This is a genomic window from Cupriavidus sp. TMH.W2 (genome assembly GCF_050847365.1).
Classification (GTDB): Bacteria; Pseudomonadota; Gammaproteobacteria; order Burkholderiales; family Burkholderiaceae; genus Cupriavidus.
Genome location: NZ_CP193792.1, coordinates 940,046 through 962,002, shown reverse-complemented (window position 1 = coordinate 962,002; position 21,957 = coordinate 940,046). Strand labels below are relative to the sequence as shown.

General features: G+C 67.1%; 22 protein-coding genes and 2 tRNA genes. 8 read left to right on the top strand and 16 right to left on the bottom strand.

Annotated features, from left to right (window positions below):
- Positions 1–114: 114 nt before the first annotated feature.
- Entirely contained in the window at positions 115–1,728 is a 1,614-nt protein-coding gene (locus ACREYQ_RS04490; RefSeq protein ID WP_432259582.1) for a FapA family protein, read from the bottom strand.
- 213 nt (positions 1,729–1,941) lie between these two features.
- On the opposite strand from ACREYQ_RS04490, the gene ACREYQ_RS04485 reads away from it, so the two are divergent.
- On the top strand, positions 1,942–2,784 hold the full coding sequence (locus tag ACREYQ_RS04485; RefSeq protein ID WP_432259581.1) for a class I SAM-dependent methyltransferase: 843 nt from the start codon (positions 1,942–1,944) through the stop codon (positions 2,782–2,784).
- Here ACREYQ_RS04485 and ACREYQ_RS04480 read toward each other — a convergent pair whose 3' ends face one another.
- Positions 2,785–3,360 carry a DUF1415 domain-containing protein gene (locus ACREYQ_RS04480; protein WP_432259580.1) on the bottom strand — a complete coding sequence of 192 codons (576 nt, stop codon included), beginning with the start codon at positions 3,358–3,360 and terminating at the stop codon, positions 2,785–2,787.
- A gap of 90 nt (positions 3,361–3,450) precedes the next feature.
- Between ACREYQ_RS04480 and ACREYQ_RS04475 the strand changes: the two genes are divergently transcribed.
- Positions 3,451–4,716, top strand: coding sequence for a TIGR03862 family flavoprotein (locus tag ACREYQ_RS04475; RefSeq protein ID WP_432259579.1), 1,266 nt, complete (start codon positions 3,451–3,453; stop codon positions 4,714–4,716).
- Here ACREYQ_RS04475 and ACREYQ_RS04470 read toward each other — a convergent pair.
- Both ACREYQ_RS04470 and ACREYQ_RS04465 read right to left on the bottom strand, forming a co-directional pair.
- On the bottom strand, positions 4,713–6,338 hold the full coding sequence (locus tag ACREYQ_RS04470; protein WP_432259578.1) for an NAD(P)/FAD-dependent oxidoreductase: 1,626 nt from the start codon (positions 6,336–6,338) through the stop codon (positions 4,713–4,715). The two genes, ACREYQ_RS04475 and ACREYQ_RS04470, sit on opposite strands and share 4 nt — an antisense overlap.
- A gap of 67 nt (positions 6,339–6,405) precedes the next feature.
- Complete coding sequence (locus ACREYQ_RS04465; protein WP_432259577.1) at positions 6,406–6,777, bottom strand: hypothetical protein; 372 nt, start codon at positions 6,775–6,777, stop codon at positions 6,406–6,408.
- A gap of 175 nt (positions 6,778–6,952) precedes the next feature.
- On the opposite strand from ACREYQ_RS04465, the gene ACREYQ_RS04460 reads away from it, so the two are divergent.
- Complete coding sequence (locus ACREYQ_RS04460) at positions 6,953–8,389, top strand: PLP-dependent aminotransferase family protein (protein ID WP_432259576.1); 1,437 nt, start codon at positions 6,953–6,955, stop codon at positions 8,387–8,389.
- Positions 8,390–8,541: 152 nt separating this feature from the next.
- Positions 8,542–10,047 carry a sensor domain-containing diguanylate cyclase gene (locus ACREYQ_RS04455; protein WP_432259575.1) on the top strand — a complete coding sequence of 502 codons (1,506 nt, stop codon included), beginning with the start codon at positions 8,542–8,544 and terminating at the stop codon, positions 10,045–10,047.
- Positions 10,048–10,066: 19 nt separating this feature from the next.
- On the opposite strand, the gene ACREYQ_RS04450 is transcribed toward ACREYQ_RS04455, so the two are convergent.
- The 5 genes from ACREYQ_RS04450 to ACREYQ_RS04430 form a co-directional block, all read right to left on the bottom strand.
- Positions 10,067–10,321: a putative hemolysin gene (locus ACREYQ_RS04450; protein ID WP_432259574.1), complete on the bottom strand. Its 255-nt coding sequence runs from the start codon at positions 10,319–10,321 to the stop codon at positions 10,067–10,069.
- An 85-nt stretch (positions 10,322–10,406) separates the two neighbouring features.
- A complete protein-coding gene (gene lpxO / locus ACREYQ_RS04445) occupies positions 10,407–11,309 on the bottom strand; it encodes a lipid A hydroxylase LpxO (protein WP_432259573.1) in 903 nt (300 codons plus the stop codon).
- A 156-nt stretch (positions 11,310–11,465) separates the two neighbouring features.
- Positions 11,466–11,777 (bottom strand): hypothetical protein, encoded by a 312-nt coding sequence (locus tag ACREYQ_RS04440; protein ID WP_432259572.1) that lies wholly within the window; start codon positions 11,775–11,777, stop codon positions 11,466–11,468.
- A gap of 29 nt (positions 11,778–11,806) precedes the next feature.
- The gene (locus ACREYQ_RS04435) at positions 11,807–13,207 is read right to left on the bottom strand and encodes a DUF2252 domain-containing protein (protein WP_432260359.1); all 1,401 of its coding nucleotides are present in this window, start codon (positions 13,205–13,207) and stop codon (positions 11,807–11,809) included.
- Positions 13,208–13,394: 187 nt separating this feature from the next.
- The gene (locus tag ACREYQ_RS04430; protein ID WP_432259571.1) at positions 13,395–13,838 is read right to left on the bottom strand and encodes a carboxymuconolactone decarboxylase family protein; all 444 of its coding nucleotides are present in this window, start codon (positions 13,836–13,838) and stop codon (positions 13,395–13,397) included.
- Positions 13,839–13,982: 144 nt separating this feature from the next.
- Here ACREYQ_RS04430 and ACREYQ_RS04425 point away from each other — a divergent pair, with 144 nt between their 5' ends.
- Together ACREYQ_RS04425 and ACREYQ_RS04420 are read left to right on the top strand one after the other, a co-directional pair.
- Positions 13,983–15,431, top strand: coding sequence for a PLP-dependent aminotransferase family protein (locus ACREYQ_RS04425; RefSeq protein ID WP_432259570.1), 1,449 nt, complete (start codon positions 13,983–13,985; stop codon positions 15,429–15,431).
- 156 nt (positions 15,432–15,587) lie between these two features.
- Positions 15,588–15,896 (top strand): hypothetical protein, encoded by a 309-nt coding sequence (locus ACREYQ_RS04420; protein ID WP_432259569.1) that lies wholly within the window; start codon positions 15,588–15,590, stop codon positions 15,894–15,896.
- A 59-nt stretch (positions 15,897–15,955) separates the two neighbouring features.
- On the opposite strand, the gene ACREYQ_RS04415 is transcribed toward ACREYQ_RS04420, so the two are convergent.
- Complete coding sequence (locus ACREYQ_RS04415) at positions 15,956–16,639, bottom strand: Fe2+-dependent dioxygenase (protein ID WP_432259568.1); 684 nt, start codon at positions 16,637–16,639, stop codon at positions 15,956–15,958.
- Positions 16,640–16,789: 150 nt separating this feature from the next.
- Here ACREYQ_RS04415 and ACREYQ_RS04410 point away from each other — a divergent pair, with 150 nt between their 5' ends.
- Entirely contained in the window at positions 16,790–17,071 is a 282-nt protein-coding gene (locus ACREYQ_RS04410; RefSeq protein WP_432259567.1) for a hypothetical protein, read from the top strand.
- Between the two features lie 155 nt (positions 17,072–17,226).
- Here ACREYQ_RS04410 and ACREYQ_RS04405 read toward each other — a convergent pair.
- The 4 genes from ACREYQ_RS04405 to ACREYQ_RS04390 form a co-directional block, all read right to left on the bottom strand.
- Positions 17,227–17,302: transfer RNA gene (locus ACREYQ_RS04405), tRNA-Met, on the bottom strand.
- A gap of 89 nt (positions 17,303–17,391) precedes the next feature.
- Positions 17,392–17,631 carry a hypothetical protein gene (locus tag ACREYQ_RS04400; protein ID WP_432259566.1) on the bottom strand — a complete coding sequence of 80 codons (240 nt, stop codon included), beginning with the start codon at positions 17,629–17,631 and terminating at the stop codon, positions 17,392–17,394.
- Between the two features lie 156 nt (positions 17,632–17,787).
- Positions 17,788–18,045 carry a hypothetical protein gene (locus ACREYQ_RS04395; protein ID WP_432259565.1) on the bottom strand — a complete coding sequence of 86 codons (258 nt, stop codon included), beginning with the start codon at positions 18,043–18,045 and terminating at the stop codon, positions 17,788–17,790.
- A 241-nt stretch (positions 18,046–18,286) separates the two neighbouring features.
- Positions 18,287–18,363: transfer RNA gene (locus ACREYQ_RS04390), tRNA-Arg, on the bottom strand.
- A gap of 157 nt (positions 18,364–18,520) precedes the next feature.
- Here ACREYQ_RS04390 and greB point away from each other — a divergent pair.
- The gene (gene greB / locus ACREYQ_RS04385) at positions 18,521–19,084 is read left to right on the top strand and encodes a transcription elongation factor GreB (RefSeq protein ID WP_432259564.1); all 564 of its coding nucleotides are present in this window, start codon (positions 18,521–18,523) and stop codon (positions 19,082–19,084) included.
- On the opposite strand, the gene ACREYQ_RS04380 is transcribed toward greB, so the two are convergent.
- Entirely contained in the window at positions 19,081–21,495 is a 2,415-nt protein-coding gene (locus tag ACREYQ_RS04380; RefSeq protein ID WP_432259563.1) for a RelA/SpoT family protein, read from the bottom strand. The genes greB and ACREYQ_RS04380 overlap by 4 nt on opposite strands.
- A 205-nt stretch (positions 21,496–21,700) precedes the next feature.
- The gene (gene rpoZ / locus ACREYQ_RS04375; protein WP_006578656.1) at positions 21,701–21,904 is read right to left on the bottom strand and encodes a DNA-directed RNA polymerase subunit omega; all 204 of its coding nucleotides are present in this window, start codon (positions 21,902–21,904) and stop codon (positions 21,701–21,703) included.
- Positions 21,905–21,957: the final 53 nt, after the last annotated feature.

Sequence of the window (21,957 nt, the reverse complement as noted above, 5' to 3'; positions counted from 1 at the left end):
AGAGTGCTGATCCGCTTCTGCATTCATTGCCCGACGCTAGCTTTCTCGCCCATCCTGCGGCACCCCAGGACATAACTGCAGCATAGTACAAAGCGCAGCGGATACCGGCGCGATTCAGCTGACCGTAATGCGCTCATCGACCAGCCGGATCTGGCCGCCAGGCTTGTCCTCCATCACTTTGAGCACGCGGCTGCCCACCTGCAGCGTGACCCCGCCATGGATGCGGCGCGCGGCGTCGATGACCGCATCGGCGGCCGGCTGCATCTGCTGCCCCAGTTCGGTCAGACGCGCCTCCAGTTCGAACAGGTCCCGCGACAGCTTGAACAGGGTCGCGCGCGCTTTTTCGCGCAGGTCGCCCACGGCCCGCTCGGGATGCCTGGCAAAAAAGTCAACCAGCTGCCTGACCTTGTTCTGCTCTTCCAGGATGCGGCGGCGCTCGGCTTCCAGCGCGGCGCGCTGCGCGTCGGCGTAGGGGTTAAGGCCGACCTGGATGCTGGTGGCGGTACCCGCGGGGGCGCCCAGCACCGCGGCGCGCACAGCCAGCATGGCGCGGCTGCGGCCGCCGCTGATGCTGCCCTGCACGCCCTTGCCGCCCACCACGATGTGCTCGCCGGCAGCGACGTCGCTCTGCCGGATGCCGCTTTCGACATTGACTTCGGTGCCGGCTTCGACCACCGCATTCTCGATAAAGCGCGCCTTCACCGCGCCCTTGCAGCGCACGCTGGCGCGGCTGATGCCGCCTTCGGCGCGGCCGGCCTCGGCCTTGCCGATGATGCCGCCCTTGACGATGACATTGCCGCCGGCCTCGACACTGGCGGCCTCGATGGTGCCCTCGACCACCACGTCGCCGGTGACGCTGACCGACATGCCGGTGCGGATGTCGCCCGACACGCGCAGCGTGCCGTCGAACGCCACGTTGCCCGAGTGCAGGTCCACCGATTCCACCTGCACCACCGGGCTGACCGAGATGCCATGCACGCCTGCCACCGGCGACCCCGCGATCACCGCGAGCAGCAGGTTGGGGTCGTCCGCATCGGCGGCAGCGCCGGTCAGGCCTTCGGCGAAAGGCGGGTCTTCGACCGGGTCGGCGGCGACGGGCTTGCCGAACACGTCCACGCCGTCATTGCCATGCACGGCCGGGACGCGGCGCATCAGCGGCGTGCCGGGGCTGACCAGCAACAGGTTGCCCAGGTCGCGCAGGTCGACCTTGCCGGCCTCGTCATCGGCCTGCGCCGGCTTGCGTGCCTCCAGCAAGGTGATGAAGCGCGCCGGCTTGCCCTGTCGCGGCGCGACGCCGGCGGCAATCGTGCGCAGCTCGCAGGTGCCTTCCGCCAGCGCGGCATCGAGTGCCAGGGCCTGGACCGGCGCCACCACGCCGCGCTCCGCCACGGCGCGGCGGATGTCTTGCGCGCTGACCGGGCGGCCGCCCTCCGGCGGCATCAGCGTCAGCCGCACGGCCAGGCCGTCGCCGGTGATGTCGAGCTCGAACGCGCCGTCGACCAGCGTGGCGATGGTGGCATCGATCTCATGTTCGGCCCGCTGGCATTGCGCCAGGAACTGCGCCACCGCGCGCGCATCCAGCCGGGCCCCGGCCCAGCCCAGGCGGTCCAGGCATTGCCGCAGGCTGGCCTGGTCCGGCGGCAGCCTGCCTGGCTGCGGCGTGTAGCGCGCAAGCACCTGCTCGCCCGGCTCGGCAAGTTCCAGGCGCAACCCAGATTCCTGCGTCATGCGTCCCCTGAATCGTCTTGCGGCGGCGCGGCGGGTGCCGGCGCTCCGCTTGTTATCGATCCATAAGCAACGGCAGGCGCGCTGAGAACTTTAGCGCACAGCATGCCCCCATCGGCGTCCTTGCCACCCATTCGCGGAGACCCGTGGGGACTTTTCGGTAAACTGTCGGTATTCCGGGACGCGCCGCGTCCCGCAGCCTGCGCAGTCCCCCTCATGTCAAATACCCACGAAATCCGCCCCGGCCAGTCCATCGAGCTGCTCAAGGAACTCCATATCCTGACGCGCGACGGCAAGATGAACCAGGACAGCCGGCGCAAGCTCAAGCAGGTCTACCACCTGTTCCAGTTCATCGAACCGCTGCTGCAGGAGGTCAAGGCCGAGCGCGGCCGCCTCACGCTGGTGGACCACGGCGCCGGCAAGTCGTACCTGGGCTTCATCCTGTACGACCTGTTCTTCAAGACGCTGCAGGACGACTCGCACATCTACGGCATCGAAACCCGCGAAGAACTGGTGAAGACCTCGCAGGCGCTGGCCGCGCGGCTGGGTTTTCCGGGGATGTCGTTCCTGAACCTGTCGGTGGCGGATTCGATCACGTCGCCGCAGTTGCCGCCCACGGTCGACGTCGTCACCGCGCTGCACGCGTGCAATACCGCGACCGACGATGCGATCCGCTTTGCCCTGGCCAAGGAAGCGCGCCATATCGTGCTGGTGCCGTGCTGCCAGGCCGAGGTGGCCAGCGTGCTGCGCAAGCACAAGGGCAAGCTGCTGGCGGGCAATCCGCTGACGGAGATCTGGCGCCACCCGCTGCATACGCGCGAGTTCGGCAGCCAGGTGACCAACGTGCTGCGCTGCCTGCAGCTGGAGGCGCACGGCTACCAGGTCAGCGTGACCGAGCTGGTGGGCTGGGAACACTCGATGAAGAACGAGCTGATCATCGCGCAGTACAAGGACCTGCCGCGCCGCCGCCCGGCCGAGCGGCTGGAAGAAGTGCTGGAAAGGCTCGGGCTGGAAGAAATGCGCGAGCGCTTCTTCACCGCGCCGGTGCCTGCGGCGTAATCAGCCTTTTTCGGGCTCGTCCTCGCCCGCCATCCAGCGCTGCCAGCCGTCGTGGCCCAGGCGGCGCATGGTGGCCTGGTTGCGCTCATAGATATCCGCCGCATCAGGGAACGCCGCCGTCGCGCGGGCGATGGAGTCCTCGCGCAGCAGGTGCAGGATCGGATACGGCGCGCGGTTGGTGTAGTTCTCGATATCGTCCGGCTCGGTCCCGGCAAACTGGTACTGCGGATGGAAGCTGGCAATCTGCAGCGTGCCTTCCAGCCCGAGGCTGCCGAGCAGGCGCTCGGCAAAATACAGCAGGTCGTTGAAGTCGAGGAAGTCCGCCACCGCATCCGGCAGGATCAGCAGGGTGGTGTCGATCTGGTCGGGGTCGGCATCGGCCAGCAGGCGCAGTTCGCGCTCCAGGTCGTCCATCACGTCCGGCGCCTCGGTGACGGCGCTGACCACGTAGCGCACCTGCTCCTTCACATACACGCTCTTGGCGAACGGGCACAGGTTGAGCCCGATCACGGCGCGCTCCAGCCAGTGGCGGGTGGCGGCGATGACGGTGTCTGCGGAGTGAGTGGGGGAGGACATGATGGCGATGCGCGGCAAACCCTCATTCTAGCGCTGGCGCAGGCTCTATAATCCGCGGCGGAAACACCCCCGCCCCTGCCGAGCCCCCTGATGCCCTCTTCCGCCACTTCCGCCCTTTCCCAAGCCAGCCTCGACGTTGCCGTCATCGGCGGCGGCCCGGCCGGGCTGATGGCGGCCGAGGTGCTGGCGGCCAACGGTGCCAGCGTGGCCGTCTACGACGCCATGCCGTCGGTCGGGCGCAAGTTCCTGATGGCCGGCAAGGGCGGCATGAACCTGACCCACGCGGAGCCGGAGCCGGCCTTCCTGGGCCGCTACGGCGCCCGCACCGCGCAGATCGCGCCGATGCTGGCGGGCTTCGGCCCGCAGACCCTGCGCGACTGGGTGCACGGGCTTGGCATCGAGACCTTTGTCGGCAGCTCCGGCCGCGTCTTCCCGACCGACATGAAGGCCGCGCCGATGCTGCGCGCCTGGCTGCACCGGCTGCGCGAGTCCGGCGTGCAGTTCCATATGCGTCACCGCTGGCTGGGCTGGGATGAAGGCGCGCCGCACGCGCTGCGCTTTGCCTCGCCGCAAGGCGAAACCATAGTGCAGGCACGCGCCGTGGTGCTGGCGCTCGGCGGCGCCAGTTGGGCCCGGCTGGGATCGGATGGGGCGTGGGTGCCGCGGCTGGCCGAACGCGGCATCGACATTGCGCCGCTGCGGCCTGCCAACTGCGGCTTCGACGTGGCGTGGAACGAAGCGTTTGCCGGGCGCTTTGCCGGCGAACCGGTCAAGCCGGTCGCCATCGCCCTGACCGATCGTGATGGACTAGCGCACTACCGCCAGGGCGAGTTCGTCATCAGCGCGACCGGCGTAGAAGGCAGCCTGGTCTACGCGCTGTCCGCGCCGATCCGCGACCGCATCGAAGCCGATGGGGACGCCACCATCCACCTCGACCTGCTGCCCGCGCACAGCGCGGAACATGTCAGCACGCAGGTGAAGCATCCGCGCGGTGCGCGTTCGCTGTCGAGCCATCTGCAAAGCCGGCTCGGCCTCACCGGCGTCAAGGCCGGCCTGCTGCGTGAATGCCTGTCGAAGGAAGCGATGCACGATGCCGACACGCTGGCCGCATCGATCAAGGCGCTGCCGCTGCGGCTGCTGCGCGCGCGGCCCATCGACGAAGTGATCAGCAGCGCCGGCGGCGTGCGCTTCGAGGCGATGGATGAAGGGTTGATGCTGCGCGCGCTGCCCGGCGTGTTCTGCGCGGGCGAAATGCTGGACTGGGAAGCGCCCACCGGCGGCTACCTGCTGACGGCGTGCTTTGCCAGCGGGCGCACCGCGGCGCTGGGGGCCGCGGCTTACCTCGGGCAGGCTTAAGCAGTCTTGCCGCCGACGATGCTGAGCGCCACGGCCTCGGCCACTTCGATGCCGTCGATGGCCGCGGAGTAGATGCCGCCGGCATAGCCCGCGCCCTCGCCCGCCGGGTACAGGCCCTTCACATTGATGCTCTGGTAGTCATCGTTGTTGCGGCGGATGCGCAGCGGCGACGAGGTGCGCGTTTCCACGCCGGTCAGCACGGCATCATGCAGTGCAAAGCCGGGCAGCTTCTTGTCGATCTCGGGAATGCCCTCGCGGATCGCCTCGATCACGTAATCGGGCAGCGACGTGCTCAGGTCGGTCGGCGTCACGCCGGGCTTGTACGAGGGCTCGACCGAGCCCAGCGCGGTCGACGCCCGGCCCGCGATGAAGTCGCCCACCAGCTGGCCCGGCGCGCAGTAGTTGCTGCCGCCCAGCTCGAACGCGCGCTCTTCCCACTTGCGCTGGAATTCGATGCCGGCGAGCGGGCCGCCGGGATAGTCCTCCGGCGTGATGCCGACCACGATGCCGGCATTGGCGTTGCGCTCGGCGCGCTTGTACTGGCTCATGCCATTGGTCACCACGCGGCCCGGCTCGGACGCCGCCGCCACCACCGTGCCGCCCGGGCACATGCAGAAGCTGTACACCGAACGGCCATTGCTGCAGTGATGCACGACCTTGTAGTCGCCCGCGCCCAGCAGCTTGTTGCCGGCGAACTTGCCGAAGCGGCTGCGGTTGATCAGCCCCTGCGGATGTTCGATGCGGAAGCCCAGCGAGAACGGCTTGGCCTCCATGAACACGCCGCGCTCATGCAGCATCTGGAAGGTGTCGCGCGCGCTGTGGCCCACTGCCATGATGACGTGGTCGGCCTCCAGGTATTCGCCGCTGGACAGCTTCAGGCCGCGCACCTGGCCGTTGTCGATATCGATATCGTCGACGCGCGTCTCGAAGCGGATCTCGCCGCCCAGCCCGGTGATCTCGGCGCGCATCTTCTCGACCATGCTCACCAGCCGGAAGGTGCCGATATGCGGGCGTGCCTTGTACAGGATGTCTTCCGGCGCGCCGGCACGCACGAACTCGTTGAGCACCTTGCGGCCATAGTGCTTCGGGTCCTTGATCTGGCTGTACAGCTTGCCGTCCGAGAACGTGCCCGCGCCGCCTTCGCCGAACTGCACGTTCGACTCCGGATTGAGCACGCTCTTGCGCCACAGGCCGAAGGTGTCCCTGGTGCGCTCGCGCACCGCCTTGCCGCGCTCCAGGATGATGGGGCGGAAGCCCGACTGCGCCAGGATCAGCCCGGCCAGCAGGCCGCACGGACCCATGCCGATCACCACCGGGCGCGGATGCGCGCCACCCGCCTGCGCGCGCGCGACGAAGTGGTATTCCATGTCGGGCGTCACGCTCCAGTGCGGCTTGCCGGCCATGCGCCGGATGGCCGCGGCCTCGTCCTGCACCTCGATATCGATGATGTAGGTCAGCTTGATATCCGAGCGCTTGCGCGCATCGTGGGCACGGCGGAACACGGTATAGCCGATCAGGCCGTCTCCCTTGACGCCGATCTGCGCGGCGCCGGCGCGCACGGCGGCGTCCAGGTCGCTTTCGGTATGGTCGAGCGGGAGTTTGACTTCACTTAGACGTAGCATGGAGAACCCGAGAACTGCGGCCGGGGGGTTGGGCACACCAATGTGCCAGGCCGGCCGGAGCGCAATTTTATAGTCTTTTGGGCGCGGGGTCGGGAATCTGGCGGGATACGGGCTGGCGGGCCGGGCCGGTGCGGCGCCATGACGACGCCAGCCAGGCTTTCAGCCGGGGCAGCCAGCCCGGCGGGACCGTGACCGAGAGCGCGCCGGCACGGCTTGCCGACACCGCCAGCCAGCCGCGCGCGGGCACGATCCACGTGTCGCCCGCGCGCAGGCGCCGTTGCGGGACATGGCACGTGTCTGCGAGCCACTGCGGTGGCCCGGCCACCTCCAGCTCGCCCGCGCCGGCATGCAGCACGGTACCCGCCGCCACGCGCAGGCGCAAGCACTGCCCGGCCGCCAGTGGCATCACGGTTGATGTGTTGTTGAGATCGCTTTGCATGGCAGGACTCCGGTAGCAGGCACAGGACTCCAGCCTATCGACCGGCCATCGCATGCGGCAGGCACACCGCGGTACCGTCTCGACCGGAACAGCGACCAGGATTTCCGGCTGTTACGATACAGGGGCCCCGCCTCTGTATCTGTACCGATGCGGCCAACCCCGCCACGATGCCGCCATGGACACCACCCCGCTCTACCGCCAGGTTGCCGGCCACTACCGCCGCGCCATTGAATCCGGCACGCTCGCCGCCGGCGACCGCATGCCGTCGGTGCGCGCGCTGATGGCGCTGCACAGCGTGAGCCTGTCCACCGCGCTGCAGGCATGCCGGCAACTGGAGAGCGACGGCCTGCTGGAAGCGCGCCCGCGCTCGGGCTACTTTGTTGCCGCGCCGCTGCGTGCGCCGCTGGCCGGACTGTCGGAGCCCGCCGCCGCGCTGCCCGACCCGGCCCAGTATGTCGGCATCCACCAGCGCATTTCAGGCCTGCTGGCGCGCAGCCAGCATGAACAAGTGCATACCAACCTGGGCGGCGCCTATTGCGCGCCCTCGCTCTACCCGACCGAGGCGCTGCGCAGTGCCGCGGTGCGCGCGCTGCGCCGGCATCCGGACCTGTTCGGCGAAGCGGTCGAACCCGATGGCTACCAGCCGCTGCGCGCGGCGATCGCGCGGCAGGCGCTGCGCAACCGCGTGCAGCTGGCACCGGAAGAGATCGTCATCACGCACGGCTGCACCGAGGCGCTCAATCTCGCGCTGCGCGCGGTGGCCGGCCCCGGCGACGTGATCGCGGTGGAATCCCCGACCTATTACGGCCTGCTGCAGATCCTGGAAAGCCTGGGCATGCGCGCGCTGGAAATCCCGTGCAGTCCCCAGACCGGGATCTCGCTGGAAGCCCTGGAGCTGGCCGCCCAGCACTACGACAACATCCGCGCGGTCGCGGTGGTGCCCAACCTGCAGAACCCGCTCGGCTGCATCATGCCGGATGCGCACAAGGCGCGGCTGGTGCAGTGGTGCGAGGCGCGCGGCATCGCGCTGATCGAGGACGACTGCTTCTCGGCCACCGCCGACAGCGACGCGCCGCCGGCCGCGGCCAAGGCCTGGGACGGCAGCGGCAACGTGATCCACTGCGCCTCGCTGCACAAGGTGCTGGCGCCCGGCATGCGCCTGGGCTGGATCGCCGCCGGCAAGTGGCAGGCGCGGGTGGAGATGCTCAAGTTCGGCCTGTCGCGGCCCAACGAGATGCTGTCGCAGATGGCGGCCGCTGACTTTATTGCGTCGGGCGCGCATGACCGCCACCTGCGCCGGCTGCGCACCCGGCTGCGCGCGCAGCGCGAATGGTTCGCGCAGGCCATCGCCGCGAGCTTTCCAGCCGGCACGCGGCTGGGCGCGCCGCGCGGCGGCATGCACCTGTGGGTGGAGCTGCCAGCGCAGGTCTCGTCCGAGGCGGTGTTCGACCAGGCGCTGCAGGCCGGCATCCGCGTGATGCCCGGCGTGATGTTCTCCAACGCCGGGCGCTTCGATCACTGCCTGCGCATCAACTGCGGCACGCCGCGCTCGGCGCAGATCGAGCGGGCGCTGGGCACGCTCGCCGCCATCGTGCAGCGGCTGGCGGTCTAGGCCTGGCGCCTGTTTGCAATATCCCTCCCCTTTTGCAGGCGGCTCGCCTATCCTAGTGCGCTGGTGCGCAGGGGGCGGCCCGGCTGGTCTCCGGGGGCGAAGACCGACAACGGGCGCCGCGCACCACGGGAAAAAGAATAAGGAGAAAAGCCTTGAGCAGTGCATCCACGGCGAAGTCCGTCGACAAGGGTGCCGGCAATCCTGCCGGCAACAACCTGGACGAATATGAGACCCTGTTCCAGCTGGCACCAGTCTCACTGTGGCTGGAAGACTTCAGCGCCGTGCGCGAGTATTTTGCGCACTTGCGCGAGGAAGGCGTCACCGACCTGCGCGCCCATCTGCGCGCCAACCCGCAGCAGGTGGCGCAGTGCTCCGCACTGATCCGGGTGATCGCGGTCAACCGGCGCACGCTCGAGCTGTTCCGCGCGGCCGACCTCGACGACCTGGTGAACAACCTTGACACAGTCTTCCGCGACGACATGTTCGACCAGCATGTGGAGGAACTCGGCCAGCTGTGGGACGGCGGCAATTGCTTCTCAAGCCAGACCGTCAACTACACGCTCGATGGCGAACGGCTCGACATCCAGCTGGAGGCCACGGTGATGCCGGGCCACGAACAGACCTGGGAGCGCGTGCTGCTGTCGATCAAGGACATCACCGTGCGCATGCGCACCGAGCGCGAGCTGCGCCGCAGCGAGCAATATGCGCTGGGACTGTTCGAGCATTCGCCGGTGTCGCTGTGGGTCGAGGACTTCAGCGCGATCAAGATGCTGCTCGATGAAGTGCGCGCCGCCGGCATCACCGACTTCCGCACCTTCCTCAACGTGCATCCGGACTTTGTCTCGCGCTGCATGCAGGAAATCCGCGTGCTCGACGTCAACCAGCAGACGCTGCTGATGTTCGGCGCGCACAGCAAGGAGATCCTGCTGTCGCGCCTCGGCGATGTGTTCCGCGACGACATGCGCATCCATTTTGCCGAGCAGCTGATCGACCTCTGGCATGAAAAGCTGTGGCAGCAGCGCGAGGTCATCAACTACGCGCTCGATGGCCGTGCCGTGGACGTGTTCATGCAGTGGTCGGTGTTCCCCGGACGGGAAGCCGACTGGGACCAGGTGCTGGTGTCGCTGACCGATATCACCGCGCGCAAGAAGGCCGAGGCCTATGTCGAGTTCCTTGGCAAGCACGACGTGCTGACCAAGCTCTACAACCGTGCCTACTATGAAGACGAGCTGGCGCGGCTGGGCCGCAAGGGCCCGTGGCCGGTCAGCGTGGTGGCGGTGGACCTGAACGGCCTCAAGGTGGTCAACGACCAGTTCGGCCACGCCGACGGCGACGGGCTGCTGCGCCGCACCGGCGAGGTGCTGAAGAAGGCCGTGGGCGAGCAGGCCTGCGTGGCGCGCACCGGCGGCGACGAGTTCATGATCCTGCTGCCCGGGCGCGACGAGCGCGGCGCCGCCACCGTGGTCGAGCAGATCGGCAAGGTGGTCGAACTGAACAACCAGTTCTACCCTGGCACGCGGCTGAGCTTCTCTATCGGCCACGCCACCTGCCTGCAAGGCGACCGGCTCAGCGACATCGTCAAGCTGGCCGACAGCCGCATGTATCAGGCCAAGCGCGACTACTACACCGCGCTGGGCAACGAACGCCGCCGCGACTGAGCCTTAGAGGCTCAGAGGCTTAGCCGGGCGTGCATTCGCCGCGCATCAGCGCCCACTCTTCGCATTGCTTGCCGGACGGGAAGGTGCAGATGCCGGTCTGGCCGGCCGGTGTCGACACGATCTGCAGCTTGCCGCCGCGCTGCGTGCAGTTGACCGAGGCGGGGTTGGCCATGCCGATTGCCTGGCCGCCAGCCGAACGCTCTGCTGGAGTGTTGCTGCAAGCGGCATTGCCAACGATGGCGAAAGCCAGCAACACTGCGATACGGGTGCGCATCGGGGTCTCCGCGAGGGAAGAAACGGGCCGATTGTGTGCTCCCTCTCCCGCAAGCGGGAGAGGGGAGCAAACCGTCGGTAACCGCTTACAGATAAACGATCAGCCCCACGCCCAGCACGATCAGCCCGAACTTGGTGACGTAGTAGAGCTGGCGGTTCCAGGCCTTGAAACGGCGGCGGTACTGGCCGCCCAGCCAAACAAAGCGGAACAGCCGGTTGATCATGCCGGTCTGGTCATGCTCGTCGTTGGGCGAGCTGGCCGCGGTCATGACCTTGCGGCCCATCCAGTGGTTGAACTTCATCGCCCAGCCGTAGCGCATCGGACGCTCGATGTCGCAGAACAGGATCAGGCGGTTGGCGTCGCTGCGATTCTCGGCCCAGTGCAGGTAGGTTTCGTCGAAGACCACGCCCTCGCCGTCGCGCCAGCTGTGGCGCTCGCCGTCCACTTCGATAAAGCAACGGTCGTCGTTCGGCGTGGCCAGGCCCAGGTGATAGCGCAGCGAGCCCGCAAACGGGTCACGGTGCGGATTGAGCTTGCCGCCTGGCGGCAGCTCGGCAAACATCGCCGCCTTGACCGTGGGCAGCTCGCGCAGCAGCGCCACGGTCCTGGGGCAGAACTGCTCGGCCGACGGATGCTGGGCCTCATACCACTTCAGGTAGAAACGCTTCCAGCCATACTTGAAGAAGGAGTTGAAGCCGGCGTCGTCATTCTTGTCCGCGGCCTTGATCTTGCGCATCGCGGCCAGCGCCAGGCCTTCGTCGCGGATCTCGGGCCAGGCGGCGCGCAGCTTTTCCAGGTCGGGGAAATTATCGACCGGAATATACGGCGTGCGGGGCACGCCCGAGAACGCGTACATGAAGCAGTTGATCGGCGCCACCAGGGCCGAATGGTCCAGCAGCTGGCGCCAGATGCGCAGGCGCACCTTGCCGCGGAAGTGCACATACAGGATGGCACCGAGGTAGCCCGCGACGATTATCCACTTGATCACCGAAATCCTCCTGGTCAGCCGCCTCCGCCGCGTGTGTGTCACAGCGCGGACCGGCCGGGCGAAAACCCGTATTTTAGCGAAACGTCGGAGCGACCGCAGCTTGAGGCGGCTGCGGCACATGACCCGGCAGGAAGCCGGGCCGCCAGGCGGCTGCGATCAGGCTCCGCCGCGCGACTGGCGCGCGATGCGGTCGATCAGCGCCTGGGCGTCTTCGGGCAGGCCCTGCAGCGTCAGCAGGCGCGCGTTGAGCACCAGGTTTTCCAGCACCAGCTTGGCGGTCGAGGCCCACATCGTGGCCAGCAGCGCCTCCACCGGCAAGCCCGACGCCTCCATCTCGCTGGAACGCTCGGCGATCAGCCGGCACGCCAGCCGGCGCAGGGCGGCGTCATCGAACGGCAGGTCGGCGTAGTCGATCGGGTCTTCCTTCTCGACTTCCGTCATCAGTTGCAGCAGGGTGTCTTCGGTCATGGGGCTGACTCCTGGCAAGGCGCGGCAAACTACACGCGGAAATCCGCGGCCATGTCGGCATCGGTGCGCGCCTCGAGGCGGCCCGAACGGCACGCGGCGACAAACTGGTCGTAGTCGCGCTCCACCTGGTCGGCATAGCCATTGGCATAGCCTACCATCACGTCGGCCATGCGGTCGCTGCGCCCGAGGTACCCGCTCACTTCGGCAGCCAGGCCGCCAGCCTTGGCGTGCGCCCGCGCCAGCACCCAGCCGCACAGTGAGGCATAGCGGCCAAGCAGCTCGGCATCCATCAGTTCGACCTGTGCCGACAGCTTCATGTCGCGCAGCTGCCGCATATAGAAGTGCCGCCCGAACGGCCCCTTGGTCCAGCCCAGGAACAGGTCGCTGGCGGCCTGCATCAGGCGCTGGCCCTCGACCACGCGGCGGCCCTCGTGCGCGGTCGGCGCGCTCTTGCAGTAGCGCGCCACTACCGATCTGGTGGCCTCCTTCACTTGCAGGAACAGCGGCTTGTCATGCTGGTCCATCAGCAGTTGCACCAGGCAGCGCGTGCCCACGCTGCCCACGCCCACTACCTTGAAGGCCAGGTCATGGCGCGTGAAATGGGCTAGCAAGCGGCGCCGGTCGGGCGCCAGCGTGGCGAGGTAATCCTTGTAGGCCTGGTCCCGCGCCAGCTCGTCGTCGCCCGCCACCAGCCAGTCGTCGTCCGGGCCGAACAGCGTCTGCTCGCCATGCACATGGAAGATGGCCGGCGGCGCATCGAGAATCGACCAGCGGTCGCCAGTACGCTCGGCCAGCTTGGGCAGCAGCGATTCATGGGTGCGGTCGGCGGCGCGCTCCATGCCGCGCCGGATACGCTTCTGGACCTCGGGCAAGGTTTCTTCGTCAAGCAGCCGCTCGAAGGTGATGCGGTCGTACCAGGTGTCGAGCATGCCCATCTCGGCATAGGCGGCCGTGCGCCGCTGGTAGCTGCCCACCACCTCGCGCACCAGGGCTTCGGCCACACCGGCCTTGTGCCGCAGGTGGCGCGCTGCCACCACGAAGCTTGCGCTCAGGCGCTTGAGATCCCACTCCCACGGGCCCGGGCTGGTTTCGTCAAAATCGTTGAGGTCGAACAGCAGCGTGCGCTCGGGCGATGCAAAGCCGCCGAAATTGGCCAGGTGGCAGTCGCCGCAGATCTGCATGGGCAGGCCGGAATCCGGCGTGCCGGCCAGGTCGTGCGCCTGGATGATGGCGCTGCCGCGAAAGAAAGCGAACGGCGACTGGATCATCCGGCCGTAGCGCAGCGGCACCAGCCGCGGGACCCGGCCCTCGCTGCTGGTTTCCAGCAAGGCGACAGGATCGCGGTCGACATTGCCGATGGCATCCTGCGCGCCGCGCGGCACCTGCGTGCGCAGGGACTTGCCGCGTTCGCGCCGGGCCTCGACCGGCATCGCAGCCGGGGCCGCGGCCGGCACCTCAACCTCGGCCGCACCGCCATTCTGACGTGTCGCCACAATGCCTCCCGTGCCGGCACCGCCGGCTGTTGCCTATGTGTGCTCTATCTGCAACAGAAGCTAATGCAGCGCGCGGCGGCTTGTCAATCGGCAGGCCGCTGCGGCAGGCGGGAGGGCAAGGCGCTCAGAGCGCCGGCGGCTGGCGGCGGAAGCCGACGCCGAAGCGGTTCCAGGCGTTGATGGCCGAGATCAGCAAGGTCAGGTCGGCCATTTCCTTCTCCGAGAACTGCTCGCGCAAGGCCTGGTAGTCCGTGTCCGGCGCCTGGCTTTGCGGCAGCAGCGTGAGCGCCTCGGTCCAGGCCAGCGCGGCGCGCTCGCGCGGAGTGAACCATGTCACTTCGCGCCAGGCCGGCAGCAGGTTAAGGCGGCGCTCGCTTTCGCCATGCTTGCGCGCATCGGTCACGTGCATGTCCAGGCAGAACGCGCAGCCGTTGATCTGCGAGGCGCGGATCTTCACCAGTTCCTTCAGCGTGGTCTCCAGCGAGCAGCGCGCCAGGTAGATCTCCACGCCGACCATTGCCTTGTAGGCGTCAGGGGCCACGTCTTGCCAGTTCATGCGTTCTTCCATGATCGATCTCCGATTTGACAGGTTGGATTCGGCGGGCACCGCTGTCGGGCCCGTTGGGATGAAAGATAGACGCAAGCATTGGTCCCGTACACCGCCAATTTCCGGCAAAATTGGTAGACCAATTTCCGCCAGCAAATCCTCTCCATGGAACTGCATCTCTCCCTGGACCATGGCAGCGACCTGACCGCGCAGATCGTCCACCAGATCCGCGATGCCATCCAGGGCGGCCGGCTCGAAGCCGGCGAGCGCATGCCGCCCTCGCGCCTGCTCGGCGCGCAGCTGGGCGTGGCGCGCAAGACCGCGACCACGGCCTATGAACGGCTGGTGGCCGAGGGCTGGCTGCGCGCGCGCGTGGGCGACGGCACCTACGTGGCCGAAGGCCTGGCGCGCCCCGCGATGCGCTCGACCGCGGCGCCGGTGCTGCCGCCCGCGGTGCAGCGCTGGATGGCCGTGCCCACGCCATTCCTGGGCCCTGCAGGCGGCGCTCGCTATGCCTTCCAGCCGGGCCAGGCCGATACCACGCGCTTTCCGCATGAAGCCTGGTCGCGCTGCGTGCGCGCCGCGCTGGCCGCCGAACGCATGCGCCCGCCCGGCCCCGCCGATCCGGCCGGCGAGATGGCGCTGCGCCAGGCCATTGCCCGCCATATCGCCTTCACGCGCGGCGTGCAGAGCGCGCCGACCGACATCCTGGTCACCAGCGGCGCGCAACAGGGCATCGACCTGCTGGCGCGGCTGCTGCTCGGGCCCGGCGCGGTGGTGGCGATGGAGGACCCCGGCTACCCGATGGCGCGCGCGTTGTTCCTGGGCCTGGGCGCGCGGGTGATGCCGGTGCCGGTCGATGACGAAGGGCTGGTGGTGGCGGCACTGCCCAACGCGGCCACGCTGATCTATGTCACGCCCTCGCACCAGTCGCCGCTGGGCGTGCCGATGAGCCTGGCACGGCGCCAGGCCTTGCTCGACTGGGCGGCGCGGCGCCACGCGGTGATCCTGGAAGACGACTACGACAGTGAATTCCGCTACGGCGGCCAGGCGCTGGACGCGCTGCAGACGCTGGACCGGCATGGCCGCGTGGCCTACCTCGGCACGTTCTCGAAGACGCTGGCGGCAAACCTGCGCGGCGGCTACGTGGTGGTGCCGCCGTGGCTGATGCCGGCCGCGCGCAAGGTCAAGCACCTGATGGACTGGCACACGCCGACGCTGCTCCAGCAGGCACTGGCGCGCTTCCTGTCCGAAGGCCACCTGCTGCGCCATATCCGGCGCTCGCATGCGCGCCACGCCCAGCGCCGCGCCCGGCTCCTGGCGCGGCTGCAGGGCGACCTGTCGCCGTGGCTGGAGCCGCTGCCGGCGGTCGCGGGCTTCCACCTGGCGGCAAGGCTGCGCGTGCCGGTGGCAACCGAGGCGCTGGTCTCGATGGCACGGCTGGCCGACCTGGCGCTCGCCACGCTCGATCCCTGCTATGCCAGGCCGCCCGCCACGTGTGCCGGGCTGCTGCTGGGCTTCGGCGCCATCGACCTGCTGGATATCGACCCTGCCCTCGATCGGCTGGCGATGGTACTCTCTGCACTGGCACCCGAGCCGCCGCGCGCTGCGTGATGCAAGCGGCACCGGGGCGATGCCAGGTGACGCAGGCCACGCAGGTGACAAAACCGCGACATGGCGCCTCAGTCACACGGGGATTCGCAAATCGCCGTGAACAAATCGGAAGTACGAAAGTCTCACTCGCACTTCCACACAACCCGAGTCGCGTTCATGACCAAGCGTTTGTTGTCCGCCATGCGTCAGTACGCATGGTTTGCAGGGGTGAAGCACCATGTCGTGCAGGGCGTCGAGGCCCTGGCGGAACTGCTCAAGTCCCCTTCCGCCGCGGCGCGCGCCGTCGCGGCCGTCATTGCCGAAACCGAGCAAGGCGTGCAGGTCTGGGTCTCGTATTTCGGCAAGCCGCTGGATCCGCACACCAACTATGTGCTCTGGCCCAACCGCGCGCTGCGTCCCGCTCGGCGGCGCATCCAGCCCTCTCCCATCGAACTGTTGCAGATGCAGCGACGGCGCGACGAATAGCCGCGCCCGCTTGCCGGCTGTCATCCCGCGGCGCCCTTGGCGAGGGCGCCGCGGGGCGCTCACGCGTCCGCCCAGCGGCGCAACAGGTTGTGATAAACCCCGGTCAGGCCGATCACCGATTCATGCGCCTGGCCGAGTTCCTGCGCCACCTGGCGGATGCCCCCGTCCAGCTCGAACAGCAGCGCGCGCTGGCCGTCGTCGCGCACCATGCTCTGGATCCAGAAGAACGATGACACCCGCGCCCCGCGCGTGACCGGCGTCACGTGGTGGATGCTGGTGGCCGGGTACAGCACCATATGCCCGGCCGGCAGCTTCACGCGCTGCCGGCCATAAGTGTCCTCGATCACCAGTTCGCCGCCTTCGTATTCCTGCGGCTCGGTCAGGAACAGCGTCGCCGACAGGTCGCTGCGGATGCGGAAGCTGGTGCCGCGCAAGTAGCGGATCGCGTTGTCGACGTGATTGGCAAAGGCATGGCCGCCCTCATAGCGGTTGAACAGCGGCGGATAGACCTTCAGCGGCAGCGCCGCGGAGAAAAACAGCGCATGGTTGCCAAGCGCGTCCTGGATCAGGTCGCCCGCCTGGCGCGCCGCGGGCGAGCCCTCCGGCAACTGCAGGTTGCGCTTGGCCAGCGCCGACTGATAGCCCGAGGTCTCGTTGCCGTCGGCCCACGGCGCGGCATCGATGACTTGCCGGATTTGCGCCACCTGGGCCTTGGACAGCAAGTCGGGAATCTGCAGCATCATGATGGCAACCATATCGGGATAAATCGGGCAGGCGACATTGTATGGGAATGCCGGAGCAGGCAATAACAAGAATCATTACCATTTGATTCCGTGCAGACGGCGCCTTCACTACAATGGTCTGAGTATTCCCGTCATCGACAAGGAGAAGACATGTCCGAACCGCTACACGACGAAGCGTTGGTCAATCTCTACCTGGAACGCGTCTCGGCCCTCTCGGTGAGCGCCTTTGATGGTGCCGATGTCAGTGGGGAACTCGATGCAGTGATGCGCGAAGCCGTGACCAGGTGCCAGGCTGCCGGCGGCCCGCAGGCGCAGGGAACACTGACGGTGCTGGCTGCGCGGCTGCGCGACCGGGCCGACGCTGCCGAGCGTGAAGACCAGCCGTTGGTACGCGATACGTTCAGGCGTGCAGCGGCACTTGTGCGTGCATAGCGACCAGACGCACGAACGCTGCAAGGCCGTGTCTGGCTCATGCGCCGGCACTTCGCGGATTCACATCGGAGCAGTGAGTGAGTCAGGCCGGACGGCCTTGGGAACAACGCCTTGAAGGACTGCGGCGAACGCCGCGGATGACTGATGTCAGGCGTTGGTTGCGGGGGCAGGACTTGAACCTGCGACCTTCGGGTTATGAGCCCGACGAGCTGCCAACTGCTCCACCCCGCGTCTGAAGGAAACGGATTATGGGCGATACACAGGCCCGTGGCAAGCACTATCTTGCCTGCGCATGAAATTGTTCGTTTCTGCACGCGCTGTCATGCGATGCGCTTCAGCTTGCCATCGGGTTCGCAGGCCGCAAGCACGGTCTCGATGTAACGATTGACCTGGTCAAGCGCTTCGAGCTTGGTGTCGAACGGATGATTGGGGAAGGGATTGTGCCGTCCCGCAAGAATCTCGCCGTCGGTGCGGCGAATGATCTCGACCAGGATGGCCCACTTGCCCTTGGGCAGCGCAATCACTTCATAAACGATCTTGTAGCCTGCAAATTGCGGCATGGCGGGGCACTCCTTTTGCTGCTATGGCGAGCGAGGCTTCGCCCGCTTCCACTTCCAGCGTAGGAGTGCCGGACCGGATCAAAAATGATCACGGTCAATAACGATAGATCACGTCATGATATAAGCCGTTGCGCCAATCGCAATGACCCGCAGCGCTTATTCCGCGAGCCCCAGCAGGCGATCGACCAGGGCATAGCCGGCACCGAATGCGGCCACCTCTGCCGCATGGCGCGTGGCAAACTGCTGGGGGCCGCTGGCGAGCAATTCGGTGTCGCCGGCGTCCGCCGGATCCGCGCCTTCCTGCGACACGCGCACTTCATAGCCCCAACGGCCTATGCTGCCCCGCCCTTGCGGCGATACCAGGACATAGACATCCATGCCGCGATACTCCTCGACGCGCCACTCGTTTTCCATGCGTTCAGCTCCCGGGATTGGTGTTGTGCCTGATTCGAGCCTAGGAGGCCGCACGCGCGACCGCAAGCGGTGACGCAGCAATTGCGGACATGGCGCGAGCGAAACGGAGGGCAACGAAGGAAAGCGAAGAAGGCAGGAATCCGCGGCGCGCGGACCAACGGCCTGCAAGGACAAGCGTCAGGCGTGGGCGGAAACGAAAAAGGGCTTCCGTTTCCGGAAGCCCTTTTTCTTTCTGCATAGGTGGCGCGGCTGGCAGGATTCGAACCCACGACCCCTTGGTTCGTAGCCAAGTACTCTATCCAACTGAGCTACAGCCGCACGCGAGAAAAAGATTATAACGCAGTTTTTGTTTTTGTGAAGCCCCTTCTCAACTTTTTTGTGATCTTTCTCCGGGAAGGGTCGAAGCGGACGCCCGCCGGCGCAGCCTGCCAGTGGTGTTTTCCTATAATGGCAGACTGAAGAAGTGATCCGGACCATGAACAAAGCATTTGTCAAAGAGTCCTCTGGCGACGAGGACGACGATCTCCCCGAATGCGCAGCGCCGCTGCCTCCCGGCACCAAGAACTACATCACCGCTGAAGGCTACGAGCGCCTGCGCACTGAGCTGATGCAGCTGATCGATGTCGACCGGCCCGACGTGGTGCAGATCGTCTCGTGGGCGGCGTCCAACGGCGACCGCTCGGAGAATGGCGACTATCTCTATGGCAAGAAGCGCCTGCGCGAGATCGACCGCCGCATCCGCTTCCTGACGCGGCGCCTGGACAAGGCCGAAGTGGTCGACCCGTCCCTGCAGGGCGACAACGACCAGATCTTCTTCGGGGCCACCGTGACCTATGCCCACACTTCCGGCGAGGAGACCACCATCACCATCGTCGGCATGGATGAGGTCGACCTGGACCAGAACCATGTCAGCTGGATCTCGCCGATCGCCAAGGCGCTGATCAAAGCGCGCGAAGGCGATACCGTGGCGTTGCGCACGCCGGCCGGGGTCGAGCAGATCGATATCCTGGAAGTTCGCTACCCGCCCCGGAAACACTAAGTATCGTTGCGGTCGCGGAAGATGCGGATGACGTCGGGGTTGCGGCGCAGCCCGCGCATCACGTTGGCCAGATGCAGGCGGTTCTGCACCTGGATGATGAACTGCATATAGGTCGCTTCCTGGTGGCCGGCGTCCTGCTGCTCCATGGCCACGTGCGCCACGTTGGCGTCGGCGGCGGTCAGGTCGGCGGCCACGCGCGCGACGATGCCCTTGACGTTGCGCACCATCACCTTGATCGACACATCGAAGGCGCGCGTGATCTTCTTGGCCCACATCACGTCGATCCAGTGCTCCGGATCCTTGCTGTGCAGGCGCTTGGCCACCTTGCAGTCCTGCACGTGGATCTGCAGCCCTTCGCCCTTGCCCAGGTAGCCGACGATCGAATCGCCCGGGATCGGGCGGCAGCATGCCGAGAAAATCATCGACATGCCTTCGTCGCCGGTGATCGGCACCGCCGGGGCTTCTTCGCCGGCAAAGGTCTGCACCGCCGCCAGCAGCGCGCTGTCGACATCGCCCGACAGCTCCTGCAGCAGGATCTCCATGCGCTTGGCCACCACCGCCGGCACGCGCCGGCCCAGCGCCAGGTCGGCGAAGATGTCTTCGCGATGCTTGTTGCCGGTCCACTGGATCATGCGGTCCCACACCGACTGCGGCACCGCCTTGAGTTCGATGCCGAGCTGGCGCGCCGACTGCTCCAGCAGGCGCTCGCCAAGCTGGATGGCCTCGTCCAGCTTGGTGGTCTTCAGGTAGTGGCGGATCGCCGCGCGCGCCTTGCCGGTGCGCACGAACGACAGCCATGCCGGGTTGGGCTTGGAGTACGGCGCCGTCACCACCTCGACGATATCGCCGCTCTTGAGCTCGGTGCGCAGCGGCAGCAGCTCGTTGTTGATCTTGACGGCCACGCACTGGTTGCCCAGGTCGCTGTGCACGGCGTAGGCAAAGTCCAGCGCGGTGGCGCCGCGCGGCAGCGCGCGGATATGGCCCTTGGGCGTGAACACGTAGACCGCGTCCGGGAACAGGTCGATCTTGACGTGTTCCAGGAACTCCTGCGAATCGCCGGTCTGGCTCTGGATATCGAGCAGCGACTGCAGCCACTGGTGCGCCTGCTGCTGGATATCGTTGGCGTGGTCGGCCTGGTGCTTGTACATCCAGTGCGCGGCCACCCCCGCCTCGGCGATCTGGTGCATGCCGCGCGTGCGGATCTGGAACTCCACCGGCGTGCCGAACGGGCCCACCAGCGTGGTGTGCAGCGACTGGTAGCCGTTGATCTTGGGAATCGCGATGTAGTCCTTGAACTTGCCCGGCATGGGCTTGTACAGGCCATGCAGCGCGCCCATCGCCATGTAGCAGTGCATCTGCGTTTCCACCACCACGCGGAAACCGTACACGTCCAGCACCTGCGAGAACGACAGCTGCTTGTCGTGCATCTTGCGGTAGATGCTGTAGAGCGTTTTCTCGCGCCCGGACAGCTCGGCCACGATGCCGGCGTCGGCCAGCGCCGTCTGCGCGGCCTCCAGGATGCGCCTGACCACCTCGCGGCGGTTGCCGCGCGCGGCCTTGACGGCTTTCTCCAGCGTCGCGTAGCGGAACGGCGAGCCGACCTTGAAGGACAGCTCCTGCAGCTCGCGGTAGATCGTGTTGAGACCGAGACGGTGCGCGATCGGCGCATAGATCTCCATGGTCTCCAGCGCGATGCGGCGGCGCTTCTCCGGCGGCACGAAATCGAGCGTGCGCATGTTGTGCGTACGGTCGGCCAGCTTCACCAGGATCACGCGCACGTCGCGCGCCATCGCCAGCAGCATCTTGCGGAAGCTCTCCGCCTGTGCCTGCTCGCGGCTCTGGAATTCGAGCTTGTCCAGCTTGGTCAGGCCATCGACCAGTTCGGAGACCTTGGGGCCGAATTTCTCGGCCAGCTCGCTCTTGGTGATGCCCTGGTCTTCCATCACGTCATGCAGCAGCGCCGCCATGATGGACTGCACATCCAGCTTCCAGTCCGCGCACAGCTCGGCCACCGCCACCGGATGGGTGATGTAGGGCTCGCCGCTCTGGCGGTACTGGCCCAGGTGGGCCTCGTCAGAGAACTGGAAGGCCTCGCGCACGCGCGCCAGGTCCTGCGCCTTCAGGTACGCGAGTTTCTCCATCAGCCGGGTGATGGAGATGACCTGCTGGCGCGGCGGCACCGCCGGCTGCGAGGTCGGGCCGAAGAAGTGCCGGTATGACTGCGCCAGCACAGCGTCGATGAAGAGGCTGTCAGCTGCCGGCGGCACCACTTCGTGCATCGCGGCCAGTTCGTCCTGCAGCGCCGTGCCCCTGGCCTTGCCCGGCGCCAGCGCGGGCGCGACGGCGCGCTCGCCGACGACATCGCCGCCGAGCGGATCGGGAAGATTGGGAGCGCCGGTGCGCGCGTTCACGGAAGGCTGGCCCGGAATGGTGCGCTTACGCGCCGTGGGCGGGGCCGCATCGCCAGGCGCCGGCGCCAAGGCAGTCGGCGCCGGCTGGGAGGGAGGCTTGGAGGGCGAATGCGGCGAAGGCATGGCGGCGGCCCCTGGTATCCGGCTGGTGAGCCTGGAAAAGTGCTGGCACGATGCAAGGATGAGCCATGGGCCGCCTGGTCAATCAGGTCGGGACCTTTTTCAGCATCTCGATGCCGACCTGGCCCGACGCGATCTCGCGCAGTGCCACCACGGTCGGCTTGTCCTTCGCTTCGACCTTGGGCGTGTGGCCCTGCACCAGCTGGCGCGCACGGTACGTGGCCGCCAGCGCGAGCTCGAAACGATTCGGAATGTGTTTCAGACAATCTTCGACGGTAATACGCGCCATATCAAATCCACCTTGGGACAAAACCTTACATTGGTTTGCTATTTTACAGCACG

Bases quoted from the DNA above. Each gene is read 5' to 3' on its own strand.
- ACREYQ_RS04470 (WP_432259578.1), bottom strand. From the start codon at position 6,338: ATGCTACGTCTAAGTGAAGTCAAACTCCCGCTCGACCATACCGAAAGC.
- ACREYQ_RS04450 (WP_432259574.1), bottom strand. From the start codon at position 10,321: ATGCGCACCCGTATCGCAGTGTTGCTGGCTTTCGCCATCGTTGGCAAT.
- ACREYQ_RS04440 (WP_432259572.1), bottom strand. From the start codon at position 11,777: ATGACCGAAGACACCCTGCTGCAACTGATGACGGAAGTCGAGAAGGAA.
- greB (WP_432259564.1), top strand. From the start codon at position 18,521: ATGAACAAAGCATTTGTCAAAGAGTCCTCTGGCGACGAGGACGACGAT.
- rpoZ (WP_006578656.1), bottom strand. From the start codon at position 21,904: ATGGCGCGTATTACCGTCGAAGATTGTCTGAAACACATTCCGAATCGT.
- ACREYQ_RS04485 (WP_432259581.1), top strand. From the start codon at position 1,942: ATGTCAAATACCCACGAAATCCGCCCCGGCCAGTCCATCGAGCTGCTC.
- ACREYQ_RS04425 (WP_432259570.1), top strand. From the start codon at position 13,983: ATGGAACTGCATCTCTCCCTGGACCATGGCAGCGACCTGACCGCGCAG.
- ACREYQ_RS04415 (WP_432259568.1), bottom strand. From the start codon at position 16,639: ATGATGCTGCAGATTCCCGACTTGCTGTCCAAGGCCCAGGTGGCGCAA.
- ACREYQ_RS04430 (WP_432259571.1), bottom strand. From the start codon at position 13,838: ATGGAAGAACGCATGAACTGGCAAGACGTGGCCCCTGACGCCTACAAG.
- ACREYQ_RS04395 (WP_432259565.1), bottom strand. From the start codon at position 18,045: ATGGAAAACGAGTGGCGCGTCGAGGAGTATCGCGGCATGGATGTCTAT.
- ACREYQ_RS04460 (WP_432259576.1), top strand. From the start codon at position 6,953: ATGGACACCACCCCGCTCTACCGCCAGGTTGCCGGCCACTACCGCCGC.
- ACREYQ_RS04480 (WP_432259580.1), bottom strand. From the start codon at position 3,360: ATGTCCTCCCCCACTCACTCCGCAGACACCGTCATCGCCGCCACCCGC.
- ACREYQ_RS04490 (WP_432259582.1), bottom strand. From the start codon at position 1,728: ATGACGCAGGAATCTGGGTTGCGCCTGGAACTTGCCGAGCCGGGCGAG.
- ACREYQ_RS04475 (WP_432259579.1), top strand. From the start codon at position 3,451: ATGCCCTCTTCCGCCACTTCCGCCCTTTCCCAAGCCAGCCTCGACGTT.
- ACREYQ_RS04435 (WP_432260359.1), bottom strand. From the start codon at position 13,207: ATGCCGGTCGAGGCCCGGCGCGAACGCGGCAAGTCCCTGCGCACGCAG.
- ACREYQ_RS04410 (WP_432259567.1), top strand. From the start codon at position 16,790: ATGTCCGAACCGCTACACGACGAAGCGTTGGTCAATCTCTACCTGGAA.
- ACREYQ_RS04465 (WP_432259577.1), bottom strand. From the start codon at position 6,777: ATGCAAAGCGATCTCAACAACACATCAACCGTGATGCCACTGGCGGCC.
- ACREYQ_RS04400 (WP_432259566.1), bottom strand. From the start codon at position 17,631: ATGCCGCAATTTGCAGGCTACAAGATCGTTTATGAAGTGATTGCGCTG.
- ACREYQ_RS04420 (WP_432259569.1), top strand. From the start codon at position 15,588: ATGACCAAGCGTTTGTTGTCCGCCATGCGTCAGTACGCATGGTTTGCA.